This is a genomic window from Gemmiger sp. (assembly GCF_057431175.1).
Window position 1 is genome coordinate 89,127 of sequence record NZ_DBMDDV010000004.1, and the last position, 22,855, is coordinate 111,981.

19 protein-coding genes are annotated in these 22,855 nt (G+C 54.6%); 4 read left to right on the plus strand and 15 right to left on the minus strand.

The genetic code is table 11. The annotated features are described in order from the left end of the window. Window positions 1–172 precede the first annotated feature (172 nt). The 4 genes from ACZO0A_RS03110 to ACZO0A_RS03125 all read right to left on the minus strand — a co-directional run bounded on the left by ACZO0A_RS03110 (window position 173) and on the right by ACZO0A_RS03125 (window position 5,696). Window positions 173–2,488, minus strand: a complete 2,316-nt coding sequence (locus ACZO0A_RS03110) for an LCP family protein (RefSeq protein WP_302375209.1) — start codon at window positions 2,486–2,488, stop codon at window positions 173–175. 6 nt (window positions 2,489–2,494) lie between these two features. Further along, window positions 2,495–3,817 (minus strand): hypothetical protein, encoded by a 1,323-nt coding sequence (locus ACZO0A_RS03115; protein ID WP_302375207.1) that lies wholly within the window; start codon window positions 3,815–3,817, stop codon window positions 2,495–2,497. A gap of 80 nt (window positions 3,818–3,897) precedes the next feature. Continuing rightward, window positions 3,898–5,040: an FtsW/RodA/SpoVE family cell cycle protein gene (locus ACZO0A_RS03120; RefSeq protein WP_291210765.1), complete on the minus strand. Its 1,143-nt coding sequence runs from the start codon at window positions 5,038–5,040 to the stop codon at window positions 3,898–3,900. A 50-nt stretch (window positions 5,041–5,090) separates the two neighbouring features. After that, window positions 5,091–5,696: a helix-turn-helix domain-containing protein gene (locus ACZO0A_RS03125; protein ID WP_294718092.1), complete on the minus strand. Its 606-nt coding sequence runs from the start codon at window positions 5,694–5,696 to the stop codon at window positions 5,091–5,093. A 232-nt stretch (window positions 5,697–5,928) separates the two neighbouring features. Between ACZO0A_RS03125 and ACZO0A_RS03130 the strand changes: the two genes are divergently transcribed. Together ACZO0A_RS03130 and ACZO0A_RS03135 are read left to right on the plus strand one after the other, a co-directional pair. Next, the gene (locus ACZO0A_RS03130) at window positions 5,929–6,159 is read left to right on the plus strand and encodes a DUF6514 family protein (RefSeq protein WP_215691781.1); all 231 of its coding nucleotides are present in this window, start codon (window positions 5,929–5,931) and stop codon (window positions 6,157–6,159) included. Between the two features lie 356 nt (window positions 6,160–6,515). Next, the gene (locus tag ACZO0A_RS03135) at window positions 6,516–7,850 is read left to right on the plus strand and encodes an MFS transporter (RefSeq protein ID WP_302375203.1); all 1,335 of its coding nucleotides are present in this window, start codon (window positions 6,516–6,518) and stop codon (window positions 7,848–7,850) included. A gap of 216 nt (window positions 7,851–8,066) precedes the next feature. Here the strand turns inward: ACZO0A_RS03135 and ACZO0A_RS03140 are convergent, their stop codons facing one another. From ACZO0A_RS03140 to ACZO0A_RS03190, 11 genes are all read right to left on the minus strand, one after another. Then, the gene (locus ACZO0A_RS03140) at window positions 8,067–9,686 is read right to left on the minus strand and encodes a recombinase family protein (RefSeq protein ID WP_302375201.1); all 1,620 of its coding nucleotides are present in this window, start codon (window positions 9,684–9,686) and stop codon (window positions 8,067–8,069) included. Between the two features lie 81 nt (window positions 9,687–9,767). Further along, entirely contained in the window at window positions 9,768–11,720 is a 1,953-nt protein-coding gene (locus tag ACZO0A_RS03145) for a recombinase family protein (protein ID WP_302371256.1), read from the minus strand. A 14-nt stretch (window positions 11,721–11,734) separates the two neighbouring features. Next, the gene (locus ACZO0A_RS03150) at window positions 11,735–12,049 is read right to left on the minus strand and encodes a hypothetical protein (protein ID WP_291231282.1); all 315 of its coding nucleotides are present in this window, start codon (window positions 12,047–12,049) and stop codon (window positions 11,735–11,737) included. Window positions 12,050–13,332: 1,283 nt separating this feature from the next. Then, complete coding sequence (locus ACZO0A_RS03155; RefSeq protein WP_302375199.1) at window positions 13,333–14,094, minus strand: hypothetical protein; 762 nt, start codon at window positions 14,092–14,094, stop codon at window positions 13,333–13,335. Between the two features lie 87 nt (window positions 14,095–14,181). Beyond that, window positions 14,182–15,198, minus strand: a complete 1,017-nt coding sequence (locus ACZO0A_RS03160) for an iron-sulfur cluster-binding domain-containing protein (protein WP_302375197.1) — start codon at window positions 15,196–15,198, stop codon at window positions 14,182–14,184. Next, window positions 15,185–15,937, minus strand: a complete 753-nt coding sequence (locus tag ACZO0A_RS03165; protein ID WP_302375196.1) for a nucleoside phosphorylase — start codon at window positions 15,935–15,937, stop codon at window positions 15,185–15,187. The genes ACZO0A_RS03160 and ACZO0A_RS03165 overlap by 14 nt, the downstream gene beginning before the upstream one ends. 30 nt (window positions 15,938–15,967) lie before the next feature. Beyond that, window positions 15,968–16,423, minus strand: a complete 456-nt coding sequence (locus tag ACZO0A_RS03170) for a VOC family protein (protein WP_302375195.1) — start codon at window positions 16,421–16,423, stop codon at window positions 15,968–15,970. Between the two features lie 33 nt (window positions 16,424–16,456). Next, window positions 16,457–17,386, minus strand: coding sequence for an ABC transporter permease (locus ACZO0A_RS03175; RefSeq protein WP_302375194.1), 930 nt, complete (start codon window positions 17,384–17,386; stop codon window positions 16,457–16,459). A 3-nt stretch (window positions 17,387–17,389) separates the two neighbouring features. Continuing rightward, window positions 17,390–18,469, minus strand: a complete 1,080-nt coding sequence (locus ACZO0A_RS03180; protein WP_291231273.1) for an ABC transporter permease — start codon at window positions 18,467–18,469, stop codon at window positions 17,390–17,392. After that, window positions 18,466–20,022, minus strand: a complete 1,557-nt coding sequence (locus ACZO0A_RS03185) for an ABC transporter ATP-binding protein (RefSeq protein WP_302375192.1) — start codon at window positions 20,020–20,022, stop codon at window positions 18,466–18,468. The genes ACZO0A_RS03180 and ACZO0A_RS03185 overlap by 4 nt, the downstream gene beginning before the upstream one ends. An 83-nt stretch (window positions 20,023–20,105) precedes the next feature. After that, entirely contained in the window at window positions 20,106–21,218 is a 1,113-nt protein-coding gene (locus ACZO0A_RS03190) for a BMP family ABC transporter substrate-binding protein (RefSeq protein ID WP_291231271.1), read from the minus strand. Window positions 21,219–21,382: 164 nt separating this feature from the next. On the opposite strand from ACZO0A_RS03190, the gene ACZO0A_RS03195 reads away from it, so the two are divergent. Beyond that, a complete protein-coding gene (locus ACZO0A_RS03195) occupies window positions 21,383–22,027 on the plus strand; it encodes a Crp/Fnr family transcriptional regulator (protein ID WP_291231270.1) in 645 nt (214 codons plus the stop codon). A gap of 125 nt (window positions 22,028–22,152) precedes the next feature. Beyond that, entirely contained in the window at window positions 22,153–22,683 is a 531-nt protein-coding gene (locus tag ACZO0A_RS03200; protein WP_302375190.1) for a flavodoxin, read from the plus strand. Window positions 22,684–22,855: the final 172 nt, after the last annotated feature.

Consider the following 22,855-nt stretch of genomic DNA (forward strand, 5'->3'; position numbering starts at 1 on the left):
TTCCCCATGCCCTCCGCGAACCATTATGCTTACCCGCTCTGTATCCCCTTCCCAGCGTCGGGGACTCTCTGTGACTGCGCTGTGAGCTTTACTTTCGCTTCATTGGTTTAAAGCATTTATACCACAAGCCGGTGCGTTTGTCAACACCCTTTTGCAAATTTTCTTGCGGTGTTTATTCTGCCTGCGCTGTTTCCGGCGAAGCCATGTTGTTTTTATCGAGTACAAACAGTTTCTGCACCAACTCCCCCACTGGGGCACCGGCGTCCTTTAACAGGCATTGGCGGTTCAGGTAGGGGCTGTCCTCGCCGTCCAGCGCCAGCACCATATCCTTGCCGCGCAGCGCATCGCTGCCCAGGTATTTGGTCAGGCTGTCGGCGTCCCAGGCAGTCTCGGCGTCGTCGGGGGTAAAGTTCCCAGCGTTGCTCCACGTGCCGTAGACCGTGGCGATGGCGCAGACCTTGTCGTGGTCCTCGCCCTCGTCATACTTCTGCTTGTCCAGCTGGGCCTGCAGTTCAGCGGCCAGGCCGCCCTCGGTCTGCACAGCGCTGGCTTCGTCAGTGAAGATTAAAATCGCATCATTCTTATAGGTTTTCAGCAGCTGTTTGGCGTCGTAGAGCGGCAGTTCGCTGTCGTCAGCCACGTTCAGTGTGCCCTGCATGGCGTAGTACAGGCGGGCCGCGGCGGCGTAACGGTCGCCGAAGAACCGCTCCATCTGGCGCGGGTAGCTGGCCATGGCGGACTTGAACCAATACACGGCGTCGGCGGTCGTGCCGCTGCGCAGAGCTTTTACCGCCTCGGCGATCTCGGTTTCGGGGTAGTTGTAGCTTGCGTTCGCCAGCACAGACAGCGCTTTGCCCACGGTGGCGCTGCGGGCGTCAGCCCCCAGGCCCGCCGCGTGGAACACGCCGGGGTAGCTGCGGTAGATGCCCTCCCACAGGGTGCGGGCACTGTCACGGTCGGCGGCGGGCAGCACAGCCAGGTAGCCGTCCAGGCTCTCGGTATTGCCGGTCTGCAGGTAGTTGTCCAACAACACGCCGGCAGCCTCGCCATCGGGCACGGCCACGACCCGCACACCGGAAGTGTACAGCCGCTCGATCAGTGCGCCGCGCAGCTCGCTCCCGCGCAGGTTGTCGGTGTCGGCCACGTAGACGCGGTAGTCGTCCTTCCCGAAGTCCGACGCATCCAACGGGTAGGTCATGTCGAAGCGATGCAAGTTTTTGGCATTGTACTCCTCTACCGGGTCGGTCACGTCGGCAGTCTCCCGGGTGGCAATGACCAGCTCGCCCGCAGCCTCGGCGGCGGCGGTCTCCGGCGTGGCGGCAACGACTTCCTCGGCGGTCTTATCGTTGTACAAAAAGTCCTGCAAGGCCTTGATGTTCACGACCCAGTCAGGGTCGTACATCAGGCGGTTGTCCATGCCGGTGCGGATGCCGTAGGTGCCTTGCAAAGGCATCGACATCTGCTGCACATCGCAGCCCAAAAAGCCCGGAAGCTGCACAAGCAGGGCGGCGATCTCGGACTTGGTAAAGTTCGTCTGGATCAGCGGCAGCACGGTGTTCAGCAGGCTGTCCAGCTCCACGACGCTGGCGTTTTTCACCTGGTCCAGCACAGCCTGGATGACGGTGCGCTGACGCTCGACGCGCTTCCAGTCGTTGTCGATCTTGCGCAGACGTGCGTATTGCAGCGCCGTGTAGCCGTCAAAGTGGTTGAGGCCCGGGTCGACGTGGTTGACAATAAGCATCGAGTTGGAGGGGACCTCCCAGTTCAGCGCCTTGGCCTCCTGTTCGGTGATGTCGATATCGACGCCGCCGACGGCATTCACGATCTGGACAAAGGAGTTGAAATTGACGCGAACATAGTGGTCGACCTGAACGTTGAAGCAGTCCTCGACGGTTTTCATCGTCAGCTTGGGGCCACCGTAGCGGAAGGTGTGGGTGATCCAGTCGTATTGGTCCTCGTAGCCATCCAGCAAAATCGGTACGCCGGTGCCGCGTTCGATGGAGACAAGGCGGATGATATGATCCTTGATGTCCAGCGAAACCAAAATCATGCTGTCGGCGCGGGCATCATCGCTGAACTCGGTCGTATCCTCGGTGCCGTCCAGCTGGTTCAGGTGGGTGAAGGCATCGGCATCGTTGACGGCCTCGGTGCGTTCGTCGGTACCAATGAGCAGGATGTTCAGCACGTTGTCGTCAGAGAAAGGGCTGCCCTCGGGCATCGTCATCTCTTTTTCGGTGTGGGCCAGGCCGGTGCCGTCCAGGTCCTGGTCCTCGCCCGCGTCAATATCGCCCATTTCCTCCACGCTGCCGTCGTTGTAGCGCAGCAGGTCGAGCTTGCCGTTGATGTACAGCCCGGCCACGGCCGCCAGCACCGCCACGACCGCTGCCGCAATTATGGCGATGCGCCCGGCCCTCGGCAAGCGGCGCCAGAAGTTGGGCTTTGACTGTTCGGTGGTTTGTTCTTCTTTTTTGGTTTCTACTTCGTTCATAGTTGTTTACTTTCCCCTATGCAAAATACGCCGCCCTGCGGCACGAATATCACAACAATAATACAAAAATGCCGCCCCGGCAAATATGGTCAGGCCCAGCGCACGCCAGGTGAACCAACCGTGCTGGATGCTGTGGGTGCGCAGCACGATGAACCACGCCGGGGTCATCAGTGTGCAGAGCAGCAGCGGCAGCGCCCGGACAAGCTGCTGCTTATCCCGGATGCTTGCCACAAACAGCGCCGCCAGCAGCACCGCCACAAGGACCAGCGGCCAGAACAGGTGCTTTTTCGCCAGCGTTTCGTATACAAAACGTATTATATTACCCCATGTCAATTTCATGCCATGCCAGCTGTCGGCGGCGGTGCGCACGCCCACCTGGTGCAGCGCGTCGGCAATGACGTTCTGCCCGGTCACAAGCCCGGCCAGCACCCATTTGGACGCCCAGCACAGCAGATACCCAACGCCCCATGAAAGGCTTCCGCCCACCACAATGCCGCACTGGGGCACACCTGCCCGCAGCCGCTGCTGGGGCTGCAGCAGCCAGCAGACCAGCGGCAGGCCGAGCGTCAGAATCGGCGTGACGAGCAGGTCGCAGAAGGCCGTCACAACGCCCAAAACCAGCAAGGCCAGGCAGACGCTGTCACTGCGGCGGGGCTTGGCCAGCACCCAGACGCAGCCAGCATAGGCGGCGGCAAAGCAGGTGAAATACTGCACCTGATGCGGCACCCAGAACACCGTGACCAGCAGCTGGCTGACGACGAACCAGAAGGCCGCCCGCAGCCCGCAGCGGCGGCGCAGCAGCCACACCACCGCCGCAAACAGCGCCGCCAGCACCACATACTGCACGACCCGCACGCCGGTAATGGTCGTGACCAGCAGCAGCGGTCGCAGCCAAATGAGATACCCGTGCCAGTACCGCGCGTAGGAGAAGGGCTCCAGCTCCGGTGCGTCGGTGCGCTGCGCCCCGGCGGCCCAATCCTTTTCTATGTACCATTGCAGGTCGTCGGCCAGCGTCTCAAAGTTATCGACGTTGTAGGCCGTGTTCGTCATCATGGCTCTCAGCGGCGGAGCCTCGTCGGCGGCAGCGGCCTCGGTCAGCATGATGGTGTCGGTATAATTGTCCATCTGGAACAGCTTGAAGCCGAAATATTCAGGGTACAGCCCCTCACCTGCGATGGTCTGCGCGGATTCGTAGACGTGGTCCCGCACCCGATCCCCCGGCAGGGCGTAGGCCGCCAGCAACAGCACAAACAGCGCCGCCAGCGTAACGGCAAATGCCGCCAGTGCCCGCAGGGGAAAAGGTGGTTTTTGTTGTTTCGTGTCCGCCATGGGGCACCTCTTTCCGATAAAAAATCTATTCTATTATAAAACAAAAGTCCCCCGGTTTCAACCGTGGGACTGTGAAAAAACTATGACACCATATCCGTCTGCCGGGATACGGACAGTACAATGCCCATTTCTCCCAGCAGCATCAGCAAGCTGGTACCGCCGGAGGAAAAAAACGGCAGGCTGATACCCGTATTCGGTATCGTGTTCGTTACGACCGCAATGTTCAAAATGGCCTGCAAAATGACCTGCACCACAAAGCCCACCGTCAGCAGCGCGCCAAACTTATCCCGCGCCCGCACCGCAATGGACATACCGCGCAGCAACAGCAGCAAAAACAGCGCTACCGCCAGTGCCGCGCCGAAAAAGCCCAGCTCCTCGCACAGGATCGAGAAGATGAAATCGTTCTGCGGCTCGGGTACGTACAAATATTTCTGGCGGCTGTTGCCCAGCCCCAGCCCGGCCAGCCCGCCGGACGCGATGGCGTACAGGCTTTGGATCGTCTGGTGTCCCTCCCCCAGCGGGTCGGCGAAGGGATCCCGCCAGCTGGCCAGGCGGTCGGTGGCGTAGGGGACCAACTCCGGCAGGGCCGCCACCGCCGCCGCGATGGCCGCCACGCCCAGGCCCCCTGCCAGGCCGAACCACTGCAGCCCGGTCCCACCCACAAACATGAGCACCGCGCCGATGGACAAAATCAGCAGCGTGCCGGACAGGTGCGGCTCCAACAGCATCAGCACCGTGACCGTGCCCAGAATCAGCGCGAAGGGCAGCACGCCGGTGGAGAAGGTTTTCATCCTGTCATGATTCAGCGATATGATGTGGGAAAACACCAGCACCACCGAGAATTTTGCGATCTCGCTGGGCTGCAAGGTACCCAGCCCCGGCAGCACGATCCACCGCTTGCAGCCGTTGTACTCCGGCATAAACAGCACTACCGTGAGCAAAACCAGCGACAGACCCAGCATCGGCCAGGCCAGCTTGTGCCAAATGTGGTAGTCCACCAGGCTGGCCGCGTACATGGCCGCCACGCCCAGCGCCGCAAACAACAGCTGCGGCCGGATGTAGGTGTAGGCGTCGCCGCGGCGGTACAGCGCCACCGCATATCCGGCCGAAAACAGCATGATCAGCCCATAACTGAGCAGTGCCAGCAATATAATCAGGAACGGCACATCGAACGTGGGCAGCGCCGCCGCCCGGGCCTTGAATTTTTGCACCAACACAGCCATACAAAACGCCCCCTGCGCAGAGTGTACGCAGGGGACGGTGAGTTTATTCCTTATTTATGCAGGTCCAGGCTCAGCATCGTGTAGGCGTTCTCGCCCTGCTGAACGCTCTGGGAGCCGGCCTCGTAGCAGGCTTTCAACACTTCCATGTTTGGCTGAGGTGCATCGGGGTCGGCGATCGTGCCGGTAGCCTGCGCTTCGGTATAGTTGTCAATGACTTGGGCACAGATGCGCCTGCGGTCCCGCAGCGGGGTCATCAGATTGGCCATCCACTGCTGGTACATACCGTGGTAATCACTGCCGTGATCCGCAAACAGGAAGTAATATTCCTGCTCGACTTCCAGGGGCGAGGCCTGGTGTTTGTAAAAGTCGGCCAGGGCGCCGCGCTTTTTGTCCGTGGCAAATCCACGGACGTCCGCCAATCCGTTGGGGAAAAGCTCCGGGTGGCGTATCCATTTTGAGTACGGCTCCACCTGGACTTTTAGTGCCTCGAAAATTTCGAGGAAATCCTCTAAGGCGATCTTCATTTCGCCCTTTTCCCACTTTTGGATCGTTCGCTTGTCACGGCCAAGGCGGTCTGCCAATTCACGCTGAGAGACATCTACGCTCTCTCGTGCTGCAACGATCGCTTCGGCCACGCGTAATCGATATTCGGACATAAGTTTCTATCTCCCCCATCATTACCCACTTTTGCCGGAAGAAGTAAAAGCAGCCGTACATTTTACGCCGCCAAAATTTCTAGCATTGGTTGTGTACTTTGCACATGGGGCTGTGATATATTGGTAGAAGCACCACGAGAAAAGCCACATAAACCATATATGTATTTTACAGCAATTTCCATTTATTGTCAATGCGTTTTGTGATGTAACATAATAAAATTGGGTGAGAATCGTGTATATCTATCGTGTCGTTCGTCAACAACTTTCCATACCGGGAACAGGCTGCTATACGACCTTTGGCATTGCCGCGCTGCAGCTTTTGGCCGGGCAGTGGCAAAAAGTGCGCTTTATCGCAGATGTATCGCTCAACCAGCAGCTTGTGGAGACGCTGGCCGCCGCCTGCACCACCTGCCAGCTGGATCCCCGCCAGCTGGCGGATGTGGTAGAGGATGCGATTGTATAATTTAGAGAAAAGTGTGCAAATTTTGAAATAGCACTAAAATTACCCGAATACACCAACGGCGCACCACCCTGATCAGGTGATGCGCCGTTATTTTTCTATATAGAAGATGCAGATTCAGGTCAAGCCACCTGTCATCGCACCGCAAACCCTTCGTGTTGCAGGTATTATCCCGTACTTCACAAAAAATGTAAATCGTTCCAAAGTATGATGCCGCAGAGCAAAAGCCACGTTTGAAATTCGTCAATTTTTAGCAAATTTTATTGCCTTCATTAGATAATTGTAGACAAAGCGCACAAGCAATGCTACAATATAGCTATTCTGGGTTTTATTGTCCCCCAAAAGTAAGGAGAATCGCCGTGAAGCTGAACAACCGCCGCACTATTCTGGTGGGTCTTGCATTTTTGTCGATCTGCACATTCTGGCAGATGTACGACAGCGTAATGACCCTGATTTTGACCGATACCTTTAAATTGAACGAGACGTTCGCCGGGGCCATCATGGCCGCAGACAACGTGTTGGCGCTGTTTTTGCTGCCGTTCTTCGGGGCGCTGTCCGATAGAACACACACCCGCATCGGGCGGCGCATGCCCTTTATCGTGGGCGGCACGGCGGCGGCGGTCATTTTGATGAACCTCATCCCGCTGCTGGACGACCGCTATGCCGCCCACCCCAGCACCGGAACGTTAGTGCTGTTTATCGTGGTGCTGGGCCTGCTGCTGGTGGCCATGGGCACCTACCGCTCCCCCGCTGTGGCCCTGATGCCCGACGTCACCCCCAAGCCGCTGCGCAGCCGCGCAAACGCCATCATCAACCTGATGGGCGCGGTCGGCGGCATCCTGTACCTGGGGCTGGCCGCCGTGCTGTACCCGGCGTCCAAAACGAAGGGCGTGGAGCACGTCAGCTACCGCCCGTTGTTCTTCATCGTCTCGATGATCATGGTCGTGGCTGTTGTCGTTTTGTACCTGACCATCAAGGAGCCGAAGCTTGAGGAAGCAAACCAGAAGCTGGAGGCCGCCCACCCCGAGTGGAACCTTGCCACCGACGACGGCGCAGGTCACGAGGTTTTGCCGACCCCGGTCAAGCGCAGCCTGGCGTTTTTGCTGGTCTCAATCTCGCTGTGGTTTATCGGCTATAACGGCGTTACAACGTGGTTTACCAAGTATGTAGAGGCTGTCATGGGCGAGGGCCTGGGCGGTGCGTCCACCTGCCTGCTGGTCGCCACGGCGGGCGCAATCGTCTCGTACATTCCCATCGGTACGCTGGCCGCCAAAATTGGCCGCAAGCGCACGATCCAGTGCGGTATCGTGCTGCTAGCCACCTGCTTTATGCTGGGTTACCTGCTGACCACGATGTACACCTCGATCCAGCCCATCATGTACGTGGTGTTTGCGCTGGTGGGCCTGGCGTGGGCCGCCATCAACGTGAACTCGCTGCCCATGGTGGTGGAAATGTGCCGCGGCAGCGACATCGGCAAGTTCACCGGATATTACTACACCTTCTCGATGGCTGCGCAGGTCGTCACGCCCATCGTGGCCGGCTCCCTGATGCGAGCCATCGACTACCGCGTACTGTTCCCCTACGCCGCCCTGTTTGTAGCCCTGAGCTTTGTGACCATGTGCTTCGTCAGGCACGGCGACACCAAAGCCGAGGCAAAGAAGGGGCTGGATGCGTTTGAGGATATGGATACGTAAACAGCCTTTTCATTATTAAACTTTTAGGGGCCGTTGCACTAACAGCCCCTATTTTGTATGAAAATGCGTAAGACCATTGGCCTTATGCCAGAGCCTTGCAAAAATCACTTGTGGGGGTTCTTGATGGCGGCCTGTCGGCCAAAAGCCCCCGCAAGTGCCCTAAAATATCGCTTATTACCGCTATTTTTGTGCCATTTCATTCCATCCCCGCGTTCATTATTCTGGGGGTTCCTGCACAATTTTGCCTACACGAATTTGCGCATCAGCCCCCGCACCTTCCCTCTCACACTGAACGGTACAATGGTTCTGCATCAGTTGCAACTCCCATATAAATCGTTCTCCGTCAATGGAAATAATGCGCGGGACAAATGCGTCCAGAAATTCCCGGCTGACTTTTTCATCCGGGAAGAGGTCATTCCAGGTGAACACATCCCCCATCTCCGGCACTTGCCATCGCTCCTGAAGTCTCGCCAGCAGTGCCTTCTCCTGACTGATTTTTGTGTCATAGCTTCTGCGCAAGGCTTTGTAGGCTCGTTCTACTACAAGGCCTTCTTCTTTTGCGCTCTCCAGCTCGGCCACGTCCTTCAAGATCTTCGCCATCCGTTTTTTGCATTGACGTATCTTGTCCTGCGACTCCCTGCTGTAAGTTTGTTGGCGGCATAGTTCGCGGCAACCCTCACGTATTTCTTCCCGGTACTCTGACCATGCTGCCGCAAAGACTTTTTCTGCCATTTTCTCCAACACCCAGCTATGTACTGTGTTGGTTCTGCACTTCATCCCCGTCTCAGCACCTGTCTGCGGGTTTGCGCGCCGGCACCCATAGCGTATGCTGTTGGGTGTCTTAAATTGTCGATACATTCCGGCTCCGCAGCTGCAGAACAGGCGGCAAGCCCATTTATCTCCCGACGCTGCTCCTGCATTCCAGTATGTCTGCGCTGCCGGTCCTTGTTTTCGCGGTCCGCAGCTTGCTCTGCGCCTTCTGCATTTTTCCCACAGCTCTTCCGATACAATGGGCGGGAAATTTCCCTTGACATACTCCCGCTCCTCTTCCGGAATGCTGACTGATTTGTGGGTAAGATAGTCCGTGCAGCTGACTACCCTGCGGTACATATAGCCCTTGTAAATCGGATTTTTTATAATCCCGCGAACTTGCATAGTTGTCCAGCTATCGGAGTCATCTTTATTCCGGATCCCCTGCATATTCAGCTCATCCGCTATGATCGAACAGCTTATACCATCCGCGTACATTTCAAATATCTTCCGTACAGCTTCGACCTTGTCCGCCTCAATAGCAAGGGTCTTATGCTGCCTATCGTAAACATAGCCAAACGACGCATTGTGTGCTGACGGTTCACCTCGTTCTCTTTTCACCTGCTGCCCCGCTCTGGACCGCTCGCTGATTTTCCGGCTCTCTTCCTGTGCCAAGCAAGCCAGGATCGACAGACGAAGTTCTCCGTCACTTTCCATCGTCCAGATATCTTCCATGACGAAATACACTTCGACGCCGCACTGCCGCAGCTCTCGCACCGTTTCCACCGTATCTACGGTATTGCGGGCAAACCGCGAGACCTCCCGCGTCACGATCAGATCAAACTTGCCCTCTTTGGCATCGCACAGCATCTTCATGAAAGCCCGACGCACTTCTTTCACGGTTCCGGTCACGCCATCGTCCGCATACTGATTCACAACTGACCAGTTCGGGTACTGCGCTGCCAGCTTATGATACCATTCCATCTGGCTTTTAAGCGCTGCCGTCTGTGCTTCCAGCTCCGTGGAAACGCGCCCGTAGAAGGCCACCTTGCGTGGACGCCTGAGTGTTTCATCCGAATAACTCACTGATTATCCCTCCTAGCGCCTTCAGTATACCGCATTGTTTACGATTCCAAAAATGTACAAGTAGATGTTTTACTGAACTGCTTAGACGAGATATATCTCTACGCTTATATCCCGCCACCGAGCCGGATGCAGCTTGACGCCGGCCTTCCTCTGCCAATCGCTTGCCTCTTCAAAATCGATGATCTCCCTTGCAAGCGGAATGGGTTCTGCCAGAAAGCTCATATGCAATGACTGGCAGTCCTCATAGCGGTAATCCAGATGACGGCGTCTCTTGGCATCGCCCTCCTGCAGCAGAAAGCCGTGAGTCCTCATAGGCGGGACCACATAAGGTTTTTCCCCTTTCTTCTGTTCCACAATGTCCGGTGTGGTCTCAGGGTTGACCAATTCACCAGCCTTGTAGGTCCTGATCTGCTGGATGCGGGGTTTTTCCTTGGTCTCTGGCGGTTTTGGTTTGATTTTTTCCGTGAGTGAGAGCAGCCATATGTACCGTTCTCCGCTTTTGATGATCCGCCGCACATACACATCCAGAAAGTACTCGTTGATCTCTCCGCCTGAAAAGTCTGCAGAATCGCAGAGGGATGCTTCCAGCTTTTCCAGATCCAACTGTTCTTCTGCGCTGTTTTGCTGTTCAGCCTCCTGCAGTGCTTTCTCCGTTGCCATGACTTTTTCGTTCACCTGCGTGCTCATTTTCATGAACTCCGCGAGAGATATCCTGCTCTGTGCACGTCCCTGCACCAGTTTGTCCATCTCACCGTTCAGATCCTCCAGTTGCTTTTTCAGTGAGATTACCTCTGGTGACTCTGTATTGTTCTGCAGGTACTCATTCAATTCCTCGCCCAGCTTACGCAGATCATCGTTGTGTGTTACCCAAATGGTCTGATACATCTTCTTTGCGATCATTTCCATTTTCCAGTCCCAGGTATATGGCAGTGGGCACGGCACGCCAAAGCCCTTTTCGTCCCGGACCCTTTTGCTGAGTTTTTTGGTAGCAGAGCACATAAGACGGACATCACTTCTGCCATTGCGCCTCTTGTCATGCCCTTCACACTGGTATCTGGCACCGCATTCACAGTAGAGCACCTTCGCCCACTTGTTTTGCGGAAAACCTGTACCAAACCCGTATGTCCTTCCCTCTTTGTCCACATTGTGAGCAGCACGGTTCTTTCGGATCGCAAAGCAGGTGTCCCACAGCTTCTCCGAGACGATCGGCGGGAAGTCTCCCTTGACAAGGGAATAATCGCGTTCACTGTGGTAAATGCGCTCCTGGCTCAGGTAATCCTTCACATGTGACTGGTTATAGGCCTTATAGCCCTTGTAAACGGGCTTTCGCAGTACACGCGACACTTTACTCGCCGTCCATGTGCAGCCGCCTCCGCCGTCTTTCCGGCCCTCTGCCATCAACATGTTGGCCACTGCGGTTTCACCATAGCCGTTCGCGTACAGCTCATAGACCCGACGAACGGTATCGGCCTGTTCCTCGTTGATGGTGTAGGTTTTATTGACCTTGTCCAGGTCATAGCCGAGAACATTGCCGTTACCGTACAGTACGCCATTTTCACGGCTGATTTTTTGCCCCGCCTTGACACGCTCGCTGGTCTTGCGGCTCTCGTCCTGCGCGATACTGGCCATGATCGTAAGGCGAACTTCACCATCCCCGTCCATTGTCCAGATGCCGTCATTCACAAAGTAAACTTCAACGCCATACTGCTTCAGTTCGCGCGTAGCCTTCAGTGCATCCACCGTGTTGCGGGCAAATCTCGACAGCTCACGGGTCACGATCAAATCAAATTGACGCTGCCGGGCGTGGTCCATCATCTGCATAAACGAGGGGCGTTTCTTCATCTGTGTACCGGTGATGCCCTCGTCAATATACTGCGCCACCACGGTCCAGTTCGGGTTGCGTTCTGCAAGGTTTGCATACCATTCCATCTGGTTTCCCAGTGCAGAGATCTGTTGCTCATGTTCGGTTGAAACGCGGCCATAGAACACCACGGTGCGCGGCCGGTTCTTATAGGTCCCAAGATAGTCTTCCATTTCTCTTTTCCCGCTTACAACAACATTACGCGGCGAAGCATGTCTGCCGTATGCGATACATTCTCTAGCGCAAGGCTCATTTGGGCCCGTTCACGTTTTTCCGGGTCTTCTTGCAGGAGGCACTCCAGCGTGTCCTGCAGCTCCTCCACACGCCGTATAATCAGTCTGTAATCCACCGGAGGATATTCGATCGGCGGTTTCTCCGCAATCAGACAGCGAATATATTTTTCTCTAGTCATTCGACTATGCGCGACTTTTGCATTCAACACTTCGAGTTCCTGCATGGGCAAACGCACCTTGATTTCCTTGTAGCCTTCCTTGAGTGCCATAACAATCATCCCTTCTGCTGCATTTCCGTGTAGCTTGGATCTCTTCTGGTTTCATTGTACTCGTTCTCGAACTCAGTGTGAAATGTACACTTTAAACATCTCCGCATAATTCCAAAAGCTGCAGGGAGGAATTGTACGGGGTCGCCTTTCTATAACGGCACAAAAATGCCGTGGAAGATGATTCCTCCACGGCACGATCTGTCGTTATAGCTGTTGCGTTTCTCTCCCTCTGCCATTCCAGACAGGCAACCCTTCCCGGCGCTGTGCCCTGCATCCCGTTGCCGGGGTACAGTATGTTTCCTCGCTTCTTGGCACGCTCCCTATCCGATCCTGGCGCTGCTTCCCCAAAGCGGTACTGCAGAGGACGCTATTCTCTTGTTAGAAGGTTTTTGGCCTTCTATACTATAAGAGATGTAAATTTCGGACAAAAGCACACCTCGAATTCGTTAAATTTACAAAAAGTTCACAATTGAAGCTATCCCCCAATGAAGAAAGGCACTGATGCCCTTTAGCCCATCGTAAAGGCTCAAAAGAAGCAGATGATGTAATGCATTTCTCACAAAATGTAGCTGAGTTCTTTATTGGTCGCATCCATCAAATAAGTTATATGCTCAATTCTTATTCGTTGCCTGTTCTGCAATTTAGTTGTGGGGGGTCTTGATGGCGGTAGGTTTGACTATGTGTTGTAAAAAGTACCCTGAATTACACCCACTATCGCTTTATCGCTATTTACTTGCCATTTCGGGTCTGCTCACGCCGTTATTTACGTAGGATTGTACAATTTTTACAGTGCAAGTTTGCACATCAGTTCCTGCACCATCATTTCACACTGAATTGTATAATATTTCTGCATCAGTCACGGTCGTTCACTACCGATAGTAATATTGTTCGAAACAAACGCCTTCAAAAATTCCCGGCCGACTTTTTTCATTCGAGAAGAAGTCTCCCAAGTTGAACACTCTCCTTGTCCGGCACTCACCATTGCTTCTGAGATCTCGTCAGCAGAACCTTTTCGCGATTGATTTAGGGCAATACCGCATAATTCTAAGTGCCGATACGGCGAGCGAGGTGCGGTAGATGCTAAGCCAAAAGCGCAGATAATACTGGATGTCTTATCGAGCATTTTGGCAACGCAGATGCCGTACCGCAGCCGCCAGAGCGGCGCTTAAGCCGTCAGGCGGGAATTGTGCGGTGTTGCCTTAGCTTCAATGAGCCTTTATTCAAAAGAAAAGAGCCATCTCAGTTCATTGCATCTCTGCATGACACCTGAAATGGCTCTATAGTCACTGTGCTATATACAAATCTTTTAGTTCATCCAAAATCCGATCTTTCGTTCTCCCTACCAGCCCCAATTGCTTAATGTCCACGCTTTCGTTTTGCATCCGCTGCACGAACTCTTGAACATCTGTATAAACGCCTTGGGGAGCCGTAATCTTGACCGTGGGATCAATCAATTCCGTCAGGCGGAAAACATCGTTCTTATGCTTCTTGATATTTTTGCTGTCAACGTGTTCTCCAGCAGCTTTTCGATCCGTCAAATCCATCCACGCTTTTGCCTTAAATGGAATCAGATATGCCGCATCCAAGACAGTCACTCCATCGACAGCAACTTTCCCTTGTTTCAAAAATTCGTAGTAATCATCGTCCAATAGGATAGCGGACAAACTCGAAATATCTTCGTCCATCGGCAGCGGCGTTAATACTGCATTTTCTGGAAGCTGAATAGCATCTAACTTTCGGGTGAAAAGTTCAATCATCGCAGGATACTGATTCGAGATTGGGTGGCTAAAACGATAAAATTGCGGCACACCCGAACTTTTATTGCAATGTTCATATCCAGCTTGTTTTACATATTCCCAGAATTTCTTTCCGAAATTCGCGTCAACTGCTTCTATAATGAGAACAAGGTCAATGTCCTTTGTTGCTCGGAAGTCCAATCCTTCTTCCGTCATCAGAATATCACACGCCGTTCCTCCAATGATGGCGTATTGTTCTTCACTGCCCTTGAACCATTTCTTAAGGCAATACCGCACAATTCTAAGCACAGCAGCCGCCGGAGCAGTGCTTAAGCCGAAAGGCGGGGCACTGCTCCGGGCGGGCGTTGTTGTACTTCAAAATGGTTTCTGTCGACTTTACTTCGGCAGGGCCACGGTGAGGGCGCTGCGGGGGAAAGAACAGCAGGGGTGGAACACGCTGTTTTCGGGGGGCTTGGCCCGGCCGGGGTCAGTCCAGACCTGACCCTCAAGCAGAAGGGAACGGCAGAAGCCGCAGGAGCCGCTGCGGCAGTAGGCACGGGGTGACAGCCCTGCACGTTCCAGCGCTACCAGTACGCTTTCATTGGCGTTGGCTGTCACGGTGATGCTGCCGCTGTCGGTTTGGATGGTCAGGGGATACTGCTCTGCGGGAGCTGTGGCATAATCCGGACTGTGCAGCTCACCGGGAATCTCCTGATGATAGCGCTCCGAGGTGACGCCCCCTGCAATCAACCCGTCATGCAGGCTGTGATACATTTCCTGAGGGCCGCAAAGATAGTAAGCTGCCGCATGGGCATCCGTTTCCCGCAGAATATCCTGCGAGGTAAAATACCCCTGCTTGTCTCCCGGCTGGGGGTCCTGTACCAAGGAAAACTGAACATGAACGCGGCTGCATTCCCGAGCAAGCTGCATGAACTCCTCGCGGAACAGTACCTCCCGGCTGGTATCCCAGCCGCAGAAAAGGGTGATTTCCCGATCGGTCGATTCGTCCACAATACTGCGAACCATGGAGCGCAGAGGGGTAACGCTCATACCGCCGCTGATGCCCACGATTTTCTGTGGCGTTTGGGGGCAAATACAAAATTCTCCCAGCGGGTGGGAAGCCATGACAGTATCCCCCACGGTAATATGCCTGCCAAGCCAACGGGAGGTAAAGCTGCCACCCACATGGATAAACAGGTCATAGTACCCCCCTTGTGCAGCCTCCTTGGGGGAGGAGGCGATGGAATAGGGGCGGACGGCCGTGGCCCCATCGATCTCATAGTACAGGCAGAGAAACTGACCGGGCAGGAAAGGCGCCGGTGCCCCTTGGGCAGCGGTAAAGCGGTAGCGGTTGACATACGGGGCAACGGTTTCAATCTCCGCTACGCGCAGAAGCTGTTTAGTGTGCTCCATACTGCTCCTCCCACCGCACAAAGGCCTCCAACGCCGTGAGAATCTCGTTGCTCTCCCCCTGCATGGCAAGGCGGTCGCCGTCCACATAGTCGGCAACACTTTCGGCTACATCGCTTTCGTAGGGGGCTATATTGTTCAGGATAGAGGCTGTGGCGATTCCACGCAGACGGCCAATGGTATACAAGGCGGCTGTTTCCATATCTGCCCCCAGAATCCCCCTGTCAGACCATGTGCGGCAAATTTCCGATTCTCTATCCGTATAAAAGCTGTCGTGGCTGCGTACAAGGCCGCAACAATGGCCAAAGCCCTGCTCCTGCGCCGCCTGACAGCAGCACGCCAGCAGCCGATGGTCTGCCACGGCCGGGTAGCTTAGGGGTAGATAAGCTGCCGATGCGCCGTCATCCCGCACAGCGCCTTCAGCCAAAACTAGTTGGCCGGGGGCAATATCATGCTGCAATGCGCCACAGCTGCCAATGCGGATGGCACATTGGACACCGCAGCCATGCAACTCCTCCAAGGCGATGCCCATGGAAGCTCCGCCGATGCCGGTGGAGACTGCCAGCACCTGTACTCCTTTATAGGTGCCGCTGATGCTGCGGAACTCACGGTTATATGCCAGTTCCGTCACGTTTTCCAGATGCCGGGCAATATGGTCGATACGAGCCGGATCTCCGGGCAGCAGGGCATAGGGGATATTCAAAGATACATCCAAACGGATATGGGCTTGCAAAGTTCCCATTTGAAATTCCTCGCTTTGCGTATGTTACGGTCAGTCCTGGTTCAGGAACTGCATCAGTTCAATGTGGACACCATCGGGATCCAGGGCATGAACCCAGGTGATGTTCAACTCAGGAACCACCATCACCTCGCTGGCCATCTTATAGCCGGCCTCCTCCAGATAGGCCACCATGGCCTGCAGGTCGTAGACCTCAAAGGAGATGTGCCCCACGCCAATGTGGTTGGGTTCCAGCGGGGCATCGGTACCGGGCTGGTCCAGGAACTGGATCAGCTCCACCTCGGCACCGTAACCCACCAGCTGCGCCAGCTCCAGCTTGCAGCCGGGCACACACATGCCCACATCACACTGCTCGGCAGTTTCAATCCAGCGCATTTTCAGATCCATTTTCAGGGTGTCCTGATAAAAACGCAGAGAACGATCCAGATCCTTTACGACGAAACCGGAGTGATGCATCTTTTTAATGCAGTTGGTTACTTCAAAGCTCATAATGATATACTCCTTCCATTGTGTAGAACCGTTTTATTTATCAGCCTGCAATTTGCGGGCCTTGGCCTGCTTGCGGGCCGAAACGATGACCAGCCCGATGACGGTAACAAGATAAGGTATCATGGCCACCAAGTCGGCCTTGAGGTTCATGGTGGCCAGGGTGATGGAGGCGGCGTTGGCTGTGCCGAAGCCCAGAGAGGCCAGCAGGGTAGAAAGGCAATGGCCGTCTGCCAGCGTGGCGGCGGCAATGCCAATGTAGCCGCGCCCCGCCATCATATCGCGGGCAAAATAAGACAGGTAGCCCATGGACATGAATGCGCCGCCCAGGGAGGCAAACAAGCCGGAAAGCAGCAGAGCCTCAAACTTGACGCGGCGAACGCTGATGCCTACCGAGGCGGCAGCATTGGGGTTGAAACCCACGGCGCGAATCCGCAACCCCAGACGGCTGCGGAACACCAGTACCCAGCACAGAAACACCGCAACAAGAGCCAGATAGGTGAGGATATTGTGTCCGGACAGCACGGGCCCTAGTACAGGGATATGCCGAATCAGAGGCAGCTCCACGTTGGGCAGGTTGATGCTTGGCAGCAGGCGGCTTGTGCCCTTATCGCCGCATGCCAGATACAGCAGGTACACCGTGCCGCCGGAAGCCATGGTGTTCAGGGCCAGCCCGGTGATGATGAGGTCGGAATCCTTATAAAGGTGCAGCCAGGCAAAGAGCAAAGACATGAGAAGCCCGCCCAGAACAGCCCCCAGAAGTCCGGCCCAGCAGTTTTGCAGCCAGGCGCTAAACATAACCGCCAGCAGCGAAGCGGTCAGCATAATGCCCTCCAGGGCCATATTGATGGCCCCTGCATGGCTGGCGATAAGCGCCCCCAGTGCACAGAAGATGATGGGGGTGGACATACGAATTACCGAAAACAGAAAAGCTATGAGATAATCGGAAGTCAGAAATTGTGACATGGGTTATACCTCCTTGTTCTGCTGTGCCAGCCGCACTACGGCACGCTTGCGGAAGGAATCTAAGAACAGCGTGGCAGCAACCAGCAGGATAATGATGGCCTGAATGACCATAACGAACTCGGAGGGAACATCGGTGGTAGTACCCACGATGTTGGCACCGATCTGGAGATAGGCAAACAGCAGTGCCACAAAGGGAATGGCCACAGGGTTGTTGCGGGCCAGTACGGTAATCATCAGTCCGCTGAATCCATAACCGGTCTGGGCTGTCCACAGAAAGCGGTCGTATTTGCCCAAAATTTCTACGGCACCGCCAATGCCGCCCATGGCACCGCCCATAACCTGCGCCAGCAGCATAGCACTGGTTACGTTAATGCCGATGTACCGTGCAAAGCTGTGGTTCTGACCTGTTACCTTGATTTCAAAGCCCTTGGTGGTACGGTTGAGGAACCACCAGGTAAAGATTGTGGCCAGAATCACGATAAAGATGCCGGCATGAAGACTTGTTCCCTTTAGCAGCACAGGCAGCTTGGCGTTTTCTGCCAGGCGCTTAGAACCCAGATAGGTCACGGTGGTGTCGCGCATCCAGTAGCGCAGCACATAGGTTGAGGCATAGGTTAGTACATAGTTGAGCATAATGGTGACAACCACCACGTTGGCGTGCCACTTGATGTTCAGCAGTGCCGGAATGGCACCGCAGACACCGCCTACCACCGCACCGGCCAGAATGCAGACCAGCGGGAAAAGCACAGGAGGAAAATCGGCAGGGAGGGCCGTGGAGGCAAGCCATGCCGTTACAGCACCGGAAAGCATGAAACCGCCTTCTACAATGAGGTTGAACTCTCCCGCACGGAGCATAAAGCACATGCCCAGCGAGGTAAACAGCAACGGTATGGCCAGTTCAATGATGTTGAAGAAACGGCGCGGGCTCTGGAACGGCCCCAGAATAAAGGTGCTGATAGCATCGAGGGGATCCTTGCTGACAAAGAGCAGAAACACCAGCGCCAGCGCAAAGCCAATGAGCACGGCAGCTGCGATGCGGATCAGTTCAAAGTGCTTGATGACAAATTGAGAAGACTTTTTCATTGCAGCGCCTCCTGTATTTCCTCGGCGGTCATTTTACGGACACCCAGCATATACTCGCCCAGCATCAGGTCGTTTACCTCACGGGAGTCGGGAAAGTATGCGGTGATTTCGCCGCCAAACATAACGATCAGACTATCGCTCAGCTGCAAAAGCTCGGTAAGGTCTGCAGAAACAAGCAGCACGGCTGCATCCTGCTCTCGGGCAAGGCGCACCAGCTGTTGGTGGATAAACTCTGAGGAGCCAACGTCAATACCTCGGGTGGGCTGGTTCGCTACAATGACCCGTGCCCCGCTGGTAAACTCTCGGGCGGCGATCATTTTCTGGATATTGCCGCCGGAAAGCATACCGGACATACTTGCGGTGCCGGGGCATACCACATCAAAGGTCTTGACCAGCTCCTCCACATCATGGCGAATGGCCTTGACATCCAGCCGGATGCCATGGGAATACTTTCCGCTGTAATAGCGGTCGGCAATGATATTGTCGGTGACACTCATGGTGGGGGCACAACCGTAGGTCATGCGGTCCTCGGAGATGTTGCTGATGCCCATCTGCCGAATCTGACGCACGCTTTTACCTTTGACACTTTCGCCCTCCAGGGTGATTTCACCTCGTGTAAAGCTGCGCAGACCGGTAAGAATTTCGCTTAGCTCTTTTTGACCATTGCCCTCCACACCGGCAACGCCCAGAATACGGCCCCGATAAAGGGAAAAGGATACGCTTTGCAGAAGTTGCTTTCCGCTGACGCTGTTGTAATACAGGTTCTCGACCCGCAGGGCCTCTCGCTTTTCTCCGGCAGGAGCACCTTTTTCCACTTCCAGCGAAACATCGCGGCCTACCATCATGTTGGAAAGTTCCTGCTCGGTGTAATCGTTGACGTTGCCCACTGCCACTGTGCGGCCTCGGCGCAAAATGGTAAAGCTGTCGCACAACTCCTTGACTTCATTGAGTTTGTGGGAGATAAAGACGATGGTATGTCCCATATCCCGCAGCTTTTTCAATTCCACAAAGAGTTCGGTAACCTCTTGGGGAGTCAGCACGGCAGTAGGCTCGTCTAAAATCAGGATCTCGGCACCCCGAAGCAGCGCTTTCATGATTTCAATCTTCTGCTTCACCCCCACAGAGCACTCTGCCACGGTAGCCCTGGGATCTACCTCAAAGTTGTATTTTTTCGCGATGTCCTGTGTAATGCGGACGGCCTCCTCCATGTCAAAAAGCCTGCGGCGCAGCGGCTCCATGCCCAGCACCAGGTTTTCGGCAACGGTCAGTTCATCCACCAGCATAAAATGCTGGTGAACCATGCCCACACCGTGACGAATCGCATCCAAGGAGTCCTTAAAGCGGATGGGCTGACCCTTCAGCACAATTTGCCCCTCGGTTGGTTCCAAAAAGCCGAAAAGCACTTTCATCAGGGTGGTTTTTCCGGCGCCGTTTTCTCCAAGCAGCGCATGAATGGAGCCACGCTCGCAGGCAAGCCGTACATCGCGGTTGGCGGCAAAGCCGTTGGGATAGATGACGGTGATGTTGTCCATCAGTAAAATCTGTTCTGCCATATTGACCTCCGGTGGTACGGGATAAAGGAAAGCCGGAGGGGAAGGGTTCTTCCCGCCCCGGCGTTTCCGTTAAGTATGCGTGGTTATTTTACGGTTACAGAGTTCTTCAGTTCCAGATACTGCTCCTCGGTCATATCAAAGTAGGAGGGGCAGGTGACCTCGCCGTTGGTTACGGCTTCTACCAGGGCGTCCATGTCGGCACGAATCTCTGCAGGAACCTGTTTCTCGTAGATAGAGTTCTCGATGATCTTGCATCCGCCATCGGCAACGCCATAGATCTCTACACCGCCCCAGTTGATGTCGTCGGCACCTTCCAGAACGCGCTTGACCCAGCTGTAAGAGATGTTGCCCCAATCCTTGTAGGCAGAAGTGATGATGCAGTCAGCCTGAGCGTCGTCCACACCAATGAACTGAGCAGCCAGGTCGGTATCGCAGCCGATGCCCCATACGCCGGATTCCTTGCAGGCTTCCAGAGTGCCAAAGGAGGAGGCAGCGCCTACGGCATAGATGACATCGCAGCCCTGACGAATCTGGGCCAGAGCGGTCTCCTTGGCGGCAGCCTGGTCAACGAAGTCGCCGGAGGCAGAAACCGCTACCTGAGCATTGGGGTTGGCGTACTGAGCGCCGCTGATGTAGCCGGTGATAAAGTCGCTGAGGGTGGGGTATTCAACGCCAACCACAATGCCGACCTTGCCGGTCTTGCTCATCCGCATAGCCAGATAGCCGGTGAGGAAGGAAACTTCGTTCTGGGCGCAGAGAACGCCCACAAAGTTGTCCAGCTTGTCAATGCCATCTTGAGACAGGGCGGTATCCAGAACCATGAACTTGATGTCGGGATAGTTGGGGGCGGCGGAAACCACTTCATCGATCATGCCGTTGTTGGCAGAGGTGAAAATCATAGCGGGTTCCTGGTCGCAGGCGTCCAGAAGAGTGGCTGCGTAAGCAGAGGGATCGGTCGGCAACTCTATGTACTGGCCGTCCACGGGCAGTTCGTCAACAATGCGCCGGAACCCCTCATAGGTGGAATCGGCGATACCGGCATCACCCAGAGTGCCGCCGATATAAATCACCTTGGTAAGCTCGGTGTCCTGCTTGCCCTGCGTATTCTGGCTGCCGGAAGTCTGGGCGCTGCCGCCGCAGGCTGCCAGAGAGAAGGCCATTATCAGAGCCAGTGCTACGGAAATAAGATTTTTCATTTGTCATTCTCCTTTTTATTGAATGTTCTTTTTATTGCAAGCGTTCACGCTGCATAACCATAAATAATGCGTGGAAGGAGCCATTCTTTTACTTGTCAGCCCCTGAACAAGATGCTATACTGAAAATAAACGTTTTGCGACTGTTTGGTCCGAAGGAGGGTGTTATGGCCGTTGACATTTTGGAGCTGGCGCAGACAGCTCCGCCGGAGATCCGGCAAAAATTCCAGCAGCGGGAGTATTCGGAAGGGGACTGCATCATCTCCCCTGCTGCCATGCCGACCTGCTGCCTTTATATTGTGCTGTCCGGCCTGCTTGAGGTGCAAAAGGAATCCGGCGGCGGCAACGCTATTGTGGTAAACACCTTTTCCGCAGGAGATGTGTTTGGCGAGGTAGAGATATTCTCCCCGGAATACAAGCCCTATGCGGTGCGGGTCAAAACAGCCTGCCGTATTCTGGTTCTGGACAAGGAGACCGTGTTCCAATGGATGCGGGAGGTGTTTGACTTTGACCTGTTCCTCTGCGAAATGCTCACCCGCCGAATGTACCTGACCTCGGATTCCATGTCCCGCATTGCCCTTTTGCCCATTCGCGAACGGGTACTGGGGTGCATCTGGAGCTATTACAGCAGGGGACAGCTTTCCCGCCTGACAAAAGAGGAACTGGTTTCCCAGGTGCGGGCGCCCTTGCGAAGCGTCAATCGTGTGGTTCGGAGCTGCATACAACAGGGCATCATCGACTACCGAAAAAAGTGCTTTGTGGTTAAGAATGCTCATGCATTGGAGCTGTTTGCCAGCAATTACGACTTGTAACGTTTTCTTCTGATTGAAAAATAACACAGTCTCCGGCAAAAGAAAAGGTCATATGACCAATCTCGCCAATTTATCTCTAAAGTATAAATTACCATGTTATATTTTGTGCAAATTTGCCATATATTTTGAAGTTTTTCCACGGACGCCATAACCAGTGTCTGCCTGAATTTTTTGAAATACAGGCAGATTTAAGATCTCTTTATGCAAACCGCCGCAATCTGATCACCATTTTTGCCATTGCGCTGACAACGCTGCTGTTTACGTCCATGTTCACCATTGTCTTGTCGTTGAACGCCAGTTATGAAACCTACCAGTTTCGGCAGGTAGGCGGCTATGCACATGGCACCTTTAAGGCAACCTCTCGCCCTGCTATTGCTGCCACACGTGATAACATGGACGAGTATGATACTATTTTCGTCGGATTCCCTATCTGGTGGTATGTTGCTCCCACCATTATTAATACATTTCTGGAAAGCTACAACTTAAAAGGTAAGACCATCATCCCCTTTGCCACCTCCGGCGGCAGCGGCATGGGTAAGACCAATGAAAAACTTGCGCCGAGCTGCCCCGGTGCAAAGTTATTACATGGTAAGGTGTTCAACTCCTACTCCAGCAAAGCCGATTTTTCTGCATGGGTAGAAACGCTGAGCCTATAACTTTCACATTCCTGCGGAATGAAACACCCGCCTGATTGAGAAGATGATCAGCCCCTTGTCAAGTAGACAAGCGAAATAACTAAAGTAAGTCCATAAATATCCGTCATATCCAGAGAATGTGGCGGATATTTGCTTTTGTGAATTTGTGACGTTGAAATTCGGTTCACGAGAC

What these genes read in the sequence shown, in the direction of transcription:
- ACZO0A_RS03110 (WP_302375209.1), bottom strand. Translation starts at nt 2,488, where the DNA reads ATGAACGAAGTAGAAACCAAAAAAGAAGAACAAACCACCGAACAGTCA.
- ACZO0A_RS03115 (WP_302375207.1), bottom strand. Translation starts at nt 3,817, where the DNA reads ATGGCGGACACGAAACAACAAAAACCACCTTTTCCCCTGCGGGCACTG.
- ACZO0A_RS03120 (WP_291210765.1), bottom strand. Translation starts at nt 5,040, where the DNA reads ATGGCTGTGTTGGTGCAAAAATTCAAGGCCCGGGCGGCGGCGCTGCCC.
- ACZO0A_RS03125 (WP_294718092.1), bottom strand. Translation starts at nt 5,696, where the DNA reads ATGTCCGAATATCGATTACGCGTGGCCGAAGCGATCGTTGCAGCACGA.
- ACZO0A_RS03145 (WP_302371256.1), bottom strand. Translation starts at nt 11,720, where the DNA reads ATGGAAGACTATCTTGGGACCTATAAGAACCGGCCGCGCACCGTGGTG.
- ACZO0A_RS03150 (WP_291231282.1), bottom strand. Translation starts at nt 12,049, where the DNA reads ATGGCACTCAAGGAAGGCTACAAGGAAATCAAGGTGCGTTTGCCCATG.
- ACZO0A_RS03160 (WP_302375197.1), bottom strand. Translation starts at nt 15,198, where the DNA reads ATGGAGCACACTAAACAGCTTCTGCGCGTAGCGGAGATTGAAACCGTT.
- ACZO0A_RS03165 (WP_302375196.1), bottom strand. Translation starts at nt 15,937, where the DNA reads ATGGGAACTTTGCAAGCCCATATCCGTTTGGATGTATCTTTGAATATC.
- ACZO0A_RS03170 (WP_302375195.1), bottom strand. Translation starts at nt 16,423, where the DNA reads ATGAGCTTTGAAGTAACCAACTGCATTAAAAAGATGCATCACTCCGGT.
- ACZO0A_RS03175 (WP_302375194.1), bottom strand. Translation starts at nt 17,386, where the DNA reads ATGTCACAATTTCTGACTTCCGATTATCTCATAGCTTTTCTGTTTTCG.
- ACZO0A_RS03180 (WP_291231273.1), bottom strand. Translation starts at nt 18,469, where the DNA reads ATGAAAAAGTCTTCTCAATTTGTCATCAAGCACTTTGAACTGATCCGC.
- ACZO0A_RS03185 (WP_302375192.1), bottom strand. Translation starts at nt 20,022, where the DNA reads ATGGCAGAACAGATTTTACTGATGGACAACATCACCGTCATCTATCCC.
- ACZO0A_RS03190 (WP_291231271.1), bottom strand. Translation starts at nt 21,218, where the DNA reads ATGAAAAATCTTATTTCCGTAGCACTGGCTCTGATAATGGCCTTCTCT.
- ACZO0A_RS03195 (WP_291231270.1), top strand. Translation starts at nt 21,383, where the DNA reads ATGGCCGTTGACATTTTGGAGCTGGCGCAGACAGCTCCGCCGGAGATC.